Here is a 14,451-nt window from a genome sequence, read left to right as displayed (position 1 = left end):
AGTTGATCGCAGTGGTCAGTGACGACAAGCTCGTCGACTACCTCAAGCGGGTCACCGCGGACCTCAAGCGGACCCGGCAGCGGGTCCATGAGCTGGAGTCGGGCGGCACCGAACCGATCGCCGTCGTGGCGATGGGCTGCCGGTTCCCCGGAGGCATCGCCACCCCGGAGGACCTGTGGGAGCTCGTGCACACGGGCGGTGACGCCGTCTCGGCGTTTCCCACCGACCGCGGCTGGCCCGCCGACCGGCTGGGCGGGAACTTCCGGCGGGCCGGCGGGTTCCTCCACGACGCGGGCGACTTCGACGCCGGCCTGTTCGGGATCTCGCCCCGCGAGGCGCTGGCCATGGACCCGCAGCAGCGGCTGCTGCTGGAGACGGCCTGGGAGACCCTCGAGCGGGCCGGGATCGACCCGACCTCCGTACGGGGCGACGACGGCGGCGTGTTCATCGGCATGGCCGACCAGAAGTACGGACCCCGCGACGACGAACGGCTCGACGAGGTCCGGGGACTCGTCCTCACGGGCACCACCAGCAGTGTCGCCTCCGGCCGGATCGCCTACACGTTCGGCCTGCGGGGCCCCGCGATCACCATCGACACGGCCTGCTCCTCGTCGCTGGTCGCGATGCACCTCGCGATGCGCTCCCTGCGCGCGGGGGAGTGCTCGTTCGCCCTCGTCGGCGGCGCCGCCGTGATGGCGGAGCCCACGCTCTTCGCGGAGATGGCCGAGCAGGGCGGCATGGCCGGCGACGGCCGCTGCAAGGCCTTCGCCGCCACCGCGGACGGCACCGGGTGGGGCGAGGGCATCGGCATGCTGCTGCTCCAGCCGCTGTCCACCGCCCGGGAGCAGGGCCTGCCCGTCCTGGCCACCGTGCGCGGCACCGCGGTCAACCAGGACGGAGCCTCCAACGGCCTGTCGGCCCCCAACGGACCCGCCCAGCGCCGCGTCATCCGCAAGGCGCTCGACGACGCCCGGCTCGGCGTCGGCCAGATCGACGCCGTGGAGGCCCACGGCACCGGCACCGCGCTGGGCGACCCGATCGAGGCCCAGGCACTGCTGGCCACCTACGGCCAGGACCGGGCCGGTGACGAACCCCTGTGGCTGGGCTCGGTCAAGTCCAACATCGGGCACACGCAGGCCGCCGCCGGTATGGCCGGCGTCATCAAGATGGTGCAGGCCATGCGGCACGGACTGCTCCCGCGCACCCTGCACGTGGACGAACCGACCCCCCAGGTCGACTGGTCGGCGGGCGCCGTACGGCTGCTGACCGAGGAACGGGAGTGGCCGCGGACGGGACGGCCGCGGCGGGCGGCGGTGTCGTCGTTCGGCATCAGCGGGACCAACGCGCACGTCGTGCTCGAACTGCCCGCCGAAGCCGCCGGGGAGCCCGCCCGGGCCGGCGCCCCGGCTCCCGACCCGTCGGCCGGCGTACCGGTCCCCTGGCTGCTGGCCGCGGCCGACGCCGAGACCCTGCGAGCCCAGGCCCGCCGCCTGCACCGGTTCGCCGGCGCCCCCGGCGCCCTGAGCACACTCGACGGTGCCCTGTCGCTGGCGGCTTCCCGGGCCCGTCTCGACCACCGTGCCGTGGTGTTCGGCGCCGACCGGGACGAACTGCTGACCGCGCTCGAGACCTTGGCCGAGGGCGGAAAGACCCCGCGGACCGTGCGCGGCCGCACCGTGCCGAGCGGAACACTCGCGTTCCTGTTCACCGGACAGGGGGCGCAGCGGATCGGCATGGGCCGAGCCCTGCACTCCGCGTTCCCGGCGTTCGCGGCGGCGTTCGACGCTGTCTGCGCGGAACTGGACGGACGGCTGCCACGCCCGTTGAAGTCCGTGCTCTTCGCCGAGCCGGACACGGCCGAGGCCGCGCTGATCGAACAGACCCTGTACGGCCAGACCGCCGTGTTCGCTCTCGAAGTGGCGCTGTTCCGCCTGCTGGAGGAGTGGGGCGTGCGCCCGGGAGTGCTGTTGGGGCACTCCGTCGGCGAACTGGCCGCGGCGCACGCGGCGGGTGTCTGGTCGCTGGCGGACGCCTGTCGCGTGGTCGCGGCGCGGGCCAGGCTGATGCAGGACCTGCCGGAGGGCGGGGCGATGCTGTCGGTGGCCGCGGGCGAGGAGCGGATCGCCGACGTGCTGGGTGACCTGGCCGGGGTGGACGTGGCCGCGGTCAACGGACCCGCCGCCACGGTGCTGTCCGGGCCCGTGGCGACGGTGGAGGCCGCCGCCGGGCGACTGGCCGGCGCGGGGCTGCGCACCAAGCGCCTGCGGGTGAGCCACGCCTTCCACTCCGCGCTGATGGAGCCGATGCTCGCGGAGTTCGAACGGGAGATCTCCGGTGTGACCTTCCGGCAGCCCGAGCTGCCGGTCGTCTCCAACCTCACGGGAGACCGGACCGGGGCGGACGAGCTGACCTCCCCCGCCTACTGGGTGCGCCAGGTCCGCGACACGGTCCGCTTCGCGGAGGGCGTCGGCCGGCTCGCCGACCACGGAGTCACCGCCTGCCTCGAACTCGGCCCGGACGGGGTCCTGACCGCCATGGCCCGCGACTGCCTGGGCGACGACGCGCGGGGCACGGCACTCGTGCCCACGCTCCAGCGCGACCTGGACGAACCGGCGGCGGTGCTCACCGCGCTGGCCGAACTCCACGTGCGCGGCGTCGACGTGGACTGGACCGCCATGCTGGCGGCACGCGGCGGCCGACGCACCGCGCTGCCCACCTACGCCTTCCAGCGGCAGCGGTACTGGCTGCCCGCCACCCCGGCAGCGGCCGTCTCCCGCGCGCCGGACGAGCCCGCCGACGAGCTGCTCCACCCCGTCGGCTGGGTGCCGGCCACCGGACTGGACGCCGGGGCGAGGCCTGAGGGCACCTGGCTCGTCGTCGCTTGGGACGATGAGGACGGCCGGCGCGTGGCCGAGGCGTTCGGCCCGCGCACGCTGCTGGTGACGCACGACCACGAGGACCCCGCCGGCATCGGCGAGCGGCTGCGCGTCGCACTGCCGGACGACGGCCCGGTCAGCGGCGTCCTCGCCCTGCCCGCGCAGGGCGGAGCCGCGGCCGTGGCGGCGCAGCTCACCCTCCACGAGGCCCTGCGCGACCTCGGTGTGCGGGCCCCGCTGTGGTGCGCGACCCGCGCGGCGGTGCCGGTCGGGGGCGAGGACGCGCCCGGCGCGGCCCAGGCCCCGCTGTGGGGGCTGGGACGCGCCCTGGACACCGGCGGAGGCACGGTGGACCTGCCCCGGCGCCTGGACGCACGGTCCCTCCGGCTGCTCGCGGCGGTCCTGGCGGACCCGGCCGCCGCCGACGAACTCGCCGTACGCACCGCCGGGGTGTTCACCCGACGCCTGCACGCCGCGCGGTCCGCCCCGCGCGCCCCGCACCAGTGGCGGAGCGGCGGCACCGTCCTGGTCACCGGCGACGTCGCCGCGGCCACCGCCGACCTGCTGCGGATGCTGAGCGGCGACGGCGAACGCCCCGTGGTGCTGGCCCGACGACCCGGCACCGAGGCCCCGTCCGCGGCGGCCGACGTCCCCTGTACCTCCGTGGAGTGGGACACCGCGGGCCCGGCACCCGGGACGCCCTCCCCGGTGACGGCCGTCGTCCACCTGGACAACATCCAGCCGTCCGCCCCGCAGGACACCGCCCCCTCGACCGTCGCCGCCGCGGTGGCGGACCGGCTGCGCACGGTCGACCGGCTGACCGAGCTCTTCGGCGAACAGGACCTGGACGCCTTCGTGCTGCTGTCCTCGGTCGCCGGGATCTGGGGCGGCACGGACGACATCGCGCACTGCGTCGTCCACGCGGCCCTGGAGTCCGCCGCCGAGCGCCGGACCGCCGCGGGCCTGCGCGGCACCTGCGTCGGCTGGGGCCCGTGGGCCGGGGCCGGCGACGGGGCCGCCGTGCCGGGACTGGTGCCCATGCCCCCCGAGCGGGCATTGGCGGCCCTGCGCCGCGTCCTCGACGACGACACGGCCGTATGCGCCATCGCCGACGTCGACTGGCCCGTGTTCCACCCCGTCCTCACCAGCCGGCGCCCCCGGCCCGTCGTCTCCGCCCTGCCGGAGGTGCGGGCGCTGCTGCGGCCCGCGCCGGCCGCGGTGCTGCCACGGGCCGGCACGGAGGCCGCCGACCTCGAGCACACGCTGCGAGACCTGGTGCTCACCGAGGCGGCAGCGGTGCTCGGCCACGCCTCCCGCGACACGGTGGACCCGCTGCGCCCCTTCCGCGACGCCGGGTTCGAGTCGCTGACCGCCGTGCGGTTCCGCGACCGGATCGCGGCCGAGACCGGGCTGAGCCTCTCGGCGACCCTGGTCTTCGACCATCCCACGCCCGAGGCGGTCGTGGCCCACCTGCTGGCCGAACTGACCGGGGAGGCCCCCGGCGAGGCGGAGCAGGTCCGCGTCGGCGCGCACCACGACGACCCCGTGGTCATCGTCGGCATGGCCTGCCGCTACCCCGGCGGAGTCCAGGCCCCGGAGGGCCTGTGGGACCTGGTGCACTCCGGTCGCGACGGCGTCGGCGACTTCCCCGCCGACCGCGGCTGGGACCTCCCGGCGCTGCGGCGTGCCGCTCCGCAACTGGCCTTGAGGGCGGGCTTCCTGTCCGACGCGGCAGCCTTCGACGCGGCCTTCTTCGGTGTGTCGCCGCGCGAGGCGCTGGCCATGGACCCGCAGCAACGGCTCCTGCTGGAGGCCTCCTGGCAGGCCGTGGAGGACGCCGGCATCGACCCGGCGTCGCTGCGCGGCAGCCGCACCGGGGTGTTCGCGGGCGTGGCCGGATCCGACTACGCCGCCGCGCTCGCCGGTTCGCCCGAGGCGGAGGGCTACCTGATGACCGGAACCGCCACCAGCGTGGTCTCCGGCCGGATCGCCTACACCCTCGGTCTGCACGGCCCGGCGCTCACCGTCGACACGGCCTGCTCCTCCTCGCTGGTGGCCCTGCACACGGCCATCGGCGCGCTGGAGAAGGGCGAGTGCGACCTTGCCCTGGCCGGGGGCGTCGCCGTCATCTCCACCCCGGCGGCCTTCGTGGACTTCGGCAAGCAGGACGGGCTCGCGGCGGACGGCCGCTGCAAGGCGTTCGCAGCCGGCGCCGACGGCACCAACTGGGCCGAGGGCGTGGGCGTCCTGCTCGTCGAACGGCTCTCCGACGCCCGCCGCAACGGGCATCGGGTACTGGCCGTGGTCCGCGGCAGCGCGGTCAACTCCGACGGCGCGTCGAACGGGCTCGCCGCACCCAACGGCGGAGCGCAGCAGCGGGTCATCCGCCAGGCCCTCGCGGACGCCGGGCTGGCCGCCTCGGACGTCGACGCCCTGGAGGCGCACGGCACCGGGACGGCGCTGGGCGACCCGATCGAGGCCCAGGCGGTGCTGGCCACCTACGGCCGGGACCGCCCGGCCGAACAGCCGCTCTGGCTGGGCTCGCTGAAGTCGAACATCGGCCACAGCGCCGCCGCCGCCGGCGTCGGCGGCATCATCAAGATGGTGCAGGCGATGCGGCACGGAATCCTGCCGCCCACCCTGCACGTCGACGAACCGACCCCCGAGGTCGACTGGTCCTCGGGCGCCGTGGAACTGCTCACCGAGGCACGGGAGTGGCCCGGCACCGGGCGACCGCGCCGCGCCGCCGTCTCCTCGTTCGGCGTCAGCGGCACCAACGCGCACGTCATCCTCGAACAGGGCCCCGACGCGGCCCTTCCCCACGACCTGCCCGCCACCCGCGAGGACGGCGCCCCCGGCACCGTGCGCCCCGGCAGCCGCGCCGTCCCGTGGCTGCTGTCCGGGCGAGCCCCCCAGGCCCTGCGTGACCAGGCGGCCCGCCTCGCCGCCCACGTGGCCGACCGCGACCTGACGGCCGAGGCGACCGGGCACGCGCTGTTCGCCTCCCGCAGCGCCTTCGAGTACCGGGCCGTCGTCCTGGACGACGGCACCGGTGACTTCCTCGCCGGGCTGGACGCTCTGGCCGCCGGGGAACCGTGCGCGTCGGTGGTCTCCGGCGCGCCCCGGCCCACCGGGCGCGGTCCCGTCTTCGTCTTCCCCGGCCAGGGAAGCCAGTGGGCCGGGATGGCCGGCGAGCTCCTCGACACCTCGACGGTGTTCGCCACCCGCTGGGCCGAGTGCGAGCGCGCCCTCGCGCCGTACGTCGACGTCCCGCTCACGGAGGCGCTCCGCGACGGCACGGCCCTCGACCGGGTCGACGTCGTCCAGCCCCTCCTGTTCGCGGTCATGGTGTCGCTGGCCGAGGTGTGGCGGTCCTACGGGGTACGCCCCGCGGCGGTGGTCGGACACTCGCAGGGAGAGATCGCCGCCGCCTGCGTCGCGGGCGCGCTGTCCCTGGACGACGCCGCGCGCGTGGTCGCCCTGCGCGCGCGGGCGCTCGGCGCGCTGGCCGGTGCGGGCGGCATGGTCTCCGTCGCCCTCCCGCCCGAGGAGGCCGAGGCCTGGCTGCCGCGATGGGACGGCCGGATCTCCGTGGCCGCGGTCAACGGCCCGGCCTCCGTGGTGGTCTCGGGTGAACCGGCGGACCTGGACGCGCTGATGGAGTACGCCCGCGCCCGGGACGTACGGGTGCGCCGCATCGAGGTCGACTATGCCTCGCATTCGGCGCAGGTGGCCCGTATCGAGGACGAGGTCCTGCGGCTGCTCGAACCGGTCCGGCCGCGAGCGTCCGAGATCCCCTTCTTCTCCACCGTCACGGCGCAGTGGCAGGACACCACCGTGCTGGACGCCGCCTACTGGTACCGCAACCTGCGCGAACCGGTGCTGTTCGCCCCGGCCGTCGGCGCCCTCGTCGACCAGGGACACACCGTGTTCGTCGAGGTCAGCCCGCATCCGGTGCTCACCTCCGGTCTGCTGGAGGCCGCCGAGCACGAAGACGCGGACCTGACGGTGACCGGCACCCTGCGCCGGGGCGAGGGCGGACTGGCCCGGATGCACACCTCGCTCGCCGAGCTGTGGGTCCGCGGCACGCCCGTCGACTGGTCGCCCGCGTTCGGCCCCGCCCCCTCCCGGCCGGTGCCGTTGCCCACCTACGCCTTCCAGCGCAGCCGCTACTGGCCCGAACCCCGGCCCGCCGCGGCCGACCCGGTGTACGACACGTTCTGGCGGGCCGTGGACGAAGCGGACCTGCCCGTGCTGACCCGCACCCTCGGCGTCACCGACGACCAGCCGCTGCGCGAGGTGCTGCCCGCCCTGTCGGCCTGGCGGCGCGGCCGTACGGAGCAAGCCGTCATCGACGGCTGGCGCTACCGCGTGACGTGGAAGCGGCTGCCGGACGCGGCCACCGCCGAACTGCCCGGTACCTGGCTCCTGGTGACGCCCGAGGGCGCCGCCGGCGACCCGGCCGTCACCGCCGTGCTGAACGCGGTACGGGAAGCGGCCGGCAGCACGGTGACCGTCGCGGTCGGCGGCGGCGACGAGCCGACCGCCCTCGCGGCGACGCTGCGCGAGGCGCTGGCCGACGCCGGCGCGGCCGGTACGGACGTGGCCGGCGTGGCCACCCTGACCGGCGTCGACGTCTCGCCGCACCCGGAGAGCCCGGTCGTCCCGCTGGGCACGGCACTCACCGTCACCCTGCTCCAGGCACTGCACACGGCCGGTATCGAGGCGCCGCTGTGGTGCCTGACCCGCGGTGCCGTGGCAGCCGGCGAGGACGACGACCGGCCCGGCAGTCCGCTGCAGTCCGCGCTCTGGGCGCTGGGCCGGATCGCGGCCGTGGAATCCCCGGGAACCTGGGGAGGCCTCGTCGACCTGCCCGACACCCTCGACGAGACGGCCGTGGGCAGGCTGCTCGCCGTCCTCGCGGGACGGGACGACGAGGACCAAGTGGCGCTGCGCGCCTCGGGAGCGTACGGCCGTCGGCTGGAGCGGGCCCGTCCCACCGCCACGCCCGGCTCCGGCTGGCACCCGCGCGGCACGGTGCTGGTGACCGGCGGCACCGGAGCGCTCGGTGGACGCGTCGCCCGCTGGCTCGCACGGGAGGGCGCCGAGCACATCGTGCTCACCAGCCGCCGCGGCCCCCGGGCCCCCGGAGCCGACGACCTGGTGGCCGAACTGACCGGCCTCGGAGCCCGGGCGACCGTGCTGGCCTGCGACCTGAGCGTGCCCGCCGAGGCGAACGCGCTGGTCGACCGGATCCGGAGCGACGGGGACCGGATCGGAGCCGTCATCCACACCGCGGGCGCGGGCGGCCTCGGGCCGCTCCTCGACGCGAGCCTGGCCGACATGGAGCTGGCCATGGCCGGGAAGGTCGCCGGCATCGACAACCTCGAGCGGGCGCTGGACGACGAACAGCCCGACGTCGTCGTCTACTTCTCCTCCATCAGCGCCTCCTGGGGCGCGGGGGAGCACGGCGTCTACGCGGCGGCCAACGCCGTTCTGGACGCCCGTGCCGAGGCACGCCACGCGGCCGGTGCGCACACGGTGTCGGTGGCCTGGGCACCCTGGGGCGGTGGTGGCATGATCGACGACCCCGCCGTCGCCGACATGCTCAACCGCATGGGCGTGCCCCTGGTCGACCCCGACCTGGCGATCAGCGGCCTTGCCACGATCCTCGCCGAGGGGGAGGAGTCGCTCCTCCTGGTGGACGTGGACTGGGGCCGGTTCATCCCGCAGTTCACCCTGCGTCGCCCCAGCCGGCTGTTCGACGAACTGCCCGAGGCGCGGGCGGACGAGGCCGGGACGGGCCCCGCCCCGGCCGACGCCCTCTCCCCGCTCGGCCGCCGGCTGTCCGGACTGAGCGGCGCCAAGCGCGCCACGGCGCTGCGCGACCTCGTGCGTGAGCACGTCGCCGCGGTACTGGGCCACGGCGACCCGGCGGCCGTCGACGCGGGACGGGCGCTGAAGGACCTCGGCTTCGACTCGCTGACGGCGGTCGAGTTGCGCGACCGGCTGAGCACCGTGGCCGGCATGCGTCTGCCGGCCACCCTGGTCTTCGACCACCCCACCATCGCCGAACTCGCCGACTTCCTGGCCCGCGGCCTGGAACCCGAGGCCGCCCAGCCCGCCGCGGCCCCCGCCACCGTCGTCCGCGTCGACCAGGACGAGCCGATCGCCGTCGTCTCGATGGCCTGCCGTTACCCCGGCGACGTCGCCTCCGCCGAGGATCTGTGGCAGGCCGTACGCGACGAACGCGACATGATCACGCCCTTCCCGGTGGACCGGGGCTGGCCGCTGCACCGGATCGTGAACGGCGATCCCGACACGCCCGGCACCAGCTACGTCGACCACGGCGGATTCCTGCACGACGCGGGCGACTTCGACCCCGGCTTCTTCGGCATCTCGCCGCGCGAGGCCCAGGCGATGGACCCGCAGCACCGGCTGCTGCTGGAGACCTCCTGGGAGGTGCTGGAGCGGGCGGGCATTCCCCCCAGGTCCCTGCGCGGCAGCCGGACCGGTGTGTACGTGGGCCTGACCGATCAGACCTACGGCACCCGGCTGCGAGGCTCGGCCGACGGCATGGAGGGCTTCCTCGTCAGCGCGGCGTCCAGCGTCGCCTCCGGCCGGATCTCCTACTCCCTCGGCCTGCAGGGCCCCGCGCTGACCGTGGACACGGCCTGCTCCTCGTCGCTGGTGGCCCTGCACACCGCCGCCCAGGCGCTGCGAGGCGGCGAGTGCGACCTCGCCATCGCCGGCGGCGCCACCGTCATGCCGGACCCCACCTCCTTCGTGGCCTTCAGCCGGCAGCGCGGACTGGCCGCCAACGGCCGCTGCAAGCCGTTCGCCGGCGCCGCGGACGGGTTCTCCCTCGGTGAGGGCGCCGGCGTCCTGCTGCTGGAGCGGCTGTCCGACGCCCGACGGCTCGGACATCCCGTACTGGCGCTCGTCCGCGGCTCCGCGGTGAACCAGGACGGGGCCTCCAACGGGATCACCGCACCCAACGGCCCCTCCCAGGAGCGGGTCATCCGGCAGGCGCTGACCAACGCCGCGCTGCCGCCCTCGGCGGTGGACGTGGTGGAGGCGCACGGCACCGGCACCACGCTCGGCGACCCGATCGAGGCGCAGGCGCTGCTGGCCACCTACGGCCAGGACCGCCCGGCCGGACGGCCGCTGTGGCTGGGCTCGGTCAAGTCGAACATCGGGCACACGCAGGCCGCCGCCGGTATGGCCGGCGTCATCAAGATGGTGCAGGCCATGCGCCACGGGCTGATGCCGCGCACCCTGCACGTGGACGAGCCCAGCCCGCACGTGGACTGGAGCACCGGAGCGGTGGAACTCCTCGTCGAGGCACGGCGGTGGCCGCGCGGCGACGAACCGCGCCGCGCGGGGGTGTCCGCGTTCGGGATCAGCGGCACCAACGCGCACGTCGTCCTGGAGGAGGCGGCGGAGCCGCACCACGACGACACCGGCACCGACGGGAGCGCCGGGGCACCGGACACCGGGGCACCGGACACCGGGGCACCGGACACCGCGGCACCCGCCCGTTGCGTGCCGCTCGTCCTGTCCGCCCGCACCCAGGGCGCGCTGCGTGACCAGGCCAGCCGCCTGACGGCCCTCCTGGACCGCGGTGAGCACGAGGTCACCGACCTCGCCTACTCGCTGGCCACGACCCGCGGCGTGCTGGACCGGGCGGCGGTCCTCGTCGCCGCCGACCGGGACGAACTGGGCCGGAGCCTGGCCGATTTGGCCGCGAGCGGGGCCGCCGAGGAACGGGCCGGGGGCGGACTTGCCTTCCTCTTCACCGGCCAGGGCGCCCAGCGCACCGGCATGGGACGCGGCCTGTACGAGGCGTACCCGGAGTTCGCCGCGGCCTTCGACGCGGTGTGCGCGGAACTCGACCGGCACCTGCCGCGCCCGCTGCGCACGGTCCTGTGGGCCGGGCCCGGCACGGACGAGGCCACGCTGATCGACCAGACCCTCTACACCCAGACCGGACTGTTCGCCGTGGAGGTGGCCTTGTTCCGGCTGCTGGAGCACTGGGGCGTACGGCCCGACGCCCTGCTCGGACACTCGGTCGGCGAGCTGGCCGCCGCGCACGTGGCCGGCGTGTGGTCGGCCGCCGACGCGGCCCGGGTGGTCGCCGCCCGCGCCCGGCTGATGCAGGAACTGCCCGAGGGCGGCGCCATGCTGTCCGTCGCCGCGGCCGAGGACGAGGTGGCCGCGGTACTCGGCGACACGTTCGCCGAGGTCGCCGTCGCCGCGGTCAACGGCCCCGCCTCGCTGGTCCTGTCCGGCACCGGGGAAGCCGTCACGGCCGCCGGCGCCCGGCTCGCGGAGGCGGGGCTGCGCACCAAGCGGCTCACCGTCAGCCACGCCTTCCACTCCCCCCTGATGGAGCCGATGCTCGCCGCCTACGAGCGGGAACTCGCCCAGGTCTCCTTCGCCGAGCCGACGCTGCCCGTCGTCAGCGACCTCACCGGTGAGGTGGCCGGCGCCGAGCTGTGCGACCCCGCCTACTGGGTGCGCCAGGTGCGCGAGGCGGTGCGGTTCGCCGACGGGGTGCGCACGCTGCTCGACGAGGGCGCCACCACCTTCCTGGAACTGGGCCCGGACGGCGTCCTGACCGCCATGGCACAGGAGTCGGCGGGGGAGCGGGCCGTCGGCATCGCCGCCCAGCGCCGCGACCGCGACCAGGTGCGCACCCTGCTCACCGCGCTCGGCAGGCTCCACGTGCGCACCGAACGCGTCGACTGGACCGCGTTCTTCCACGGCACCGGCGCCCGCCGGGTGGAGCTGCCCACCTACGCGTTCCAGCACCGGCGCTACTGGCTGGACGCGCCGACGGGTGGCGACGAGGCGTTGGAGGGCGCGGGCCTGACCGGCACCGGCCACCCGCTGCTGAAGGCGTCCGTGACGCTGCCGGGGACGGGCGGGTCCCTGTTCAGCGGCACCCTGCCCGCACCCGCGGACGGGCGGCCGCTGTCCGACGGCGACGTCCTCGACCTGATGCTGTGGGCCGGCGGGAGCCTCGGCTGTCACCGGATCGCCGAACTCGAGGTGACCGGGCCGGTTCCGCACGCCCCCCTGGCACCCCTGCACCTGGTGGTCGCCGCACCCGACGAGGACGGGAACCGGGACTGCACGCTCCACGTGGGCCCGGCGGACGGCCCCGTCGCCGAGGGGGCCTGGACACGGATCGCCCGCGGCGTACTCGGCGGCGACGCCCCACGGCCCGGGCCCGGGCCCGACACCGCCACCGGTACGGCGGCCTGGCCGCCGACCGACGCCGAACCCGTCGGCGCCGACCTGGTGTGGCGCCGGGGAGAGGACGAGCTGTTCGCCGAGCTGGCCCTGACCGAACGGGACGCGGCCGACGCCGACCGCTTCGGCCTCCACCCCGAACTGCTGACCGAGGTACTGGAACTGATCGCCGAACTGGCCGGGCGGCCGGTCCGCCTCACCGGGGTGACCCGGTACGCGGCCGGCGCCACCGAGCTGCGCGTCCACCTGACCCGCAGCGCCCCCGACGCCGTCACCGTCCTGCTGACCGACGCGGACGCGTCGCCGGTGCTCTCGGTGGAGCACGTCCAGGTCGGCACCGGCGGCCCCGCCGCCGCCCGCCCGGACACGCACACCGCTCCGGACGCCCTGTACCGGCCGGTCTGGACGCCGGTGGACGACCTCGCCCCCGCCCCGGAGGAACGCTGGGCCGTGGTGGGCTCCGCCGCCGACGGCCTGGCCAAGGCCCTGGCGGCGGAGGGTGCCGAGGCGGCCGCCCACCCGGACCCGGCGTCCCTCGGCGACGCGGCCGGCCGCGGTGACGGGCCCGGCCTCGTCGTCCTGCCCGTGGAGACGGAGCCCGGCACCCCCGTGGAGTCCGCGCGCCGTACCGTGCACCGCACCCTGGCCCTGGTCGGGGAACTGCTCGCGGACACCCGGCTGACCGGCGCCCGGCTCGTCCTCGTCACGAGGACCGCCGTGTCGACCGGCGACGGCACCGCGGTCGACCCCGCGCAGGCGGCGGTCCGCGGACTGCTGCTCTCCGCCCAGGCCGAACATCCCGACCGGTTCGTCCTGGCCGACCTGGGCGACCGGGAGGAGGACGCCGATCCGCTCGCGGCGGCCGTCGGCACCGCCCTGGCGGCGGACGAGCCGCAGTTCGCGATCCGCGACGGCCGGCTGCTCGTACCCCGGCTGGCCCGGGTCACCGAGCCGCCGCAGGACCCCGCCGCCGAAGCTCCCGAGCACGGCACGGTGCTGGTCACCGGCGCCACCGGAGGCATCGGCACCGAGGTCGTGCGGCACCTGGCGGCCGAACACGGCGTGCGCAGGCTGCTCCTGCTCAGCCGGAAGGGACCGGACGACCCCCGCGCGGCCGAACTGGGCCGCGAACTGGCCGCGTGCGGCGCCGAGGCGACGTTCAGGGCCTGCGACATCGCGGACCGCGCCGCTCTGGAGGCCGCGCTGGCCGGCGTCCCGGCCGAGCACCCGGTGACCGCGGTCGTACACATCGCGGGCGTCGTGGACGACGGCGTGCTCACCACGCTGACCCCCGAGCGGATCGACACCGTCATGCGGCCCAAGGCGGAGGCCGCGCACCACCTGCACGAGCTGACCGCGGGTCTGGGACTGTCCCACTTCGTCCTGTTCTCCTCCGGCGTCGGCGTGTTCGGCGGCGCCGGACAGGCCAACTACGCCGCGGCCAACGCCTTCCTGGACGCGCTCGCGCACGGCAGGCGGGCGGCCGGGCTCCCGGCGACCTCGCTCGCCTGGGGCCTGTGGGAGACCGACTCCGGCATGTCCGCCCGCCTGTCCGATGTGGACCGCCGCCGGATGGCCCAGGCCGGGGTCCTCGCCCTCACCCCGCGACAGGGTCTCGCGCTGTTCGACCGGGCCTGGGCCTCCGGCGCGGCCGCCCTGGTGCCGATGGGCCTGGACACGCGCGTACTGCGGAAGAAGGCGGCCGACGGCACGCTGCCCGCGCCGTTCCGCTCACTGGTCCGCGCCCCGCTGCGCCGGGCCGCCGCCGGCACCGGACGGGCGAGCGGACAGTCCTTCGCGCAACGCCTGGCCGAGCAGTCCGAGAGCGGTCGGCGCCAACTGCTGCTGGAACTGATCCAACGGCAGGTGGCCACCGTCCTCGACTACGTCGCCGACGCCCCCCTCGACGCCCGCCGCTCCTTCCGGGAGCTGGGCTTCGACTCGCTCACCGCGGTGGAACTGCGCAACGGCCTGGTCGCCGAGACCGGCGTCCAGCTCTCCGCCGCGCTGGTCTTCGACTACCCCACCGCGACCGCGCTCGCCGAGCACCTGGAGAGCAAGCTCCTGGGATCGGTGGCGGGGGCGCCCCAGTCCGTGCACACCCAGCTCGACCACCTGGAGGCCGCGCTCGCGGCCCCGCCGCCGGACACCGCCGACCGCGAACAGATCGCGGCCCGGCTGCGCGCGCTGGCGACCGCCTGGAGCACACCGCCCGACGACGGCGCCGCCGCCGGCGACGTCACCAGCAAGCTCGATTCCGCCACGGATGAAGAGCTGTTCGACTTCATCAACGCGGAACTCGGAGAGGACTGAGCCG

Annotated in this window: 1 protein-coding gene; it reads left to right on the top strand. The window is 75.9% G+C overall.

Annotation, left to right across the window (positions count from 1 at the left end; genetic code table 11):
* Positions 1–11: 11 nt before the first annotated feature.
* A complete protein-coding gene (locus B1H29_RS11765) occupies positions 12–14,447 on the top strand; it encodes a type I polyketide synthase (RefSeq protein ID WP_055417836.1) in 14,436 nt (4,811 codons plus the stop codon).
* The last annotated feature ends 4 nt before the right edge of the window (positions 14,448–14,451 follow it).

Origin of the sequence: Streptomyces pactum, assembly GCF_002005225.1 — a bacterium.
Taxonomy (GTDB): Bacteria; Actinomycetota; Actinomycetes; order Streptomycetales; family Streptomycetaceae; genus Streptomyces; species Streptomyces pactum_A.
The sequence above is the reverse complement of the archived record's forward strand: the minus strand, read 5'-3'. Positions and strand labels throughout refer to the sequence as shown.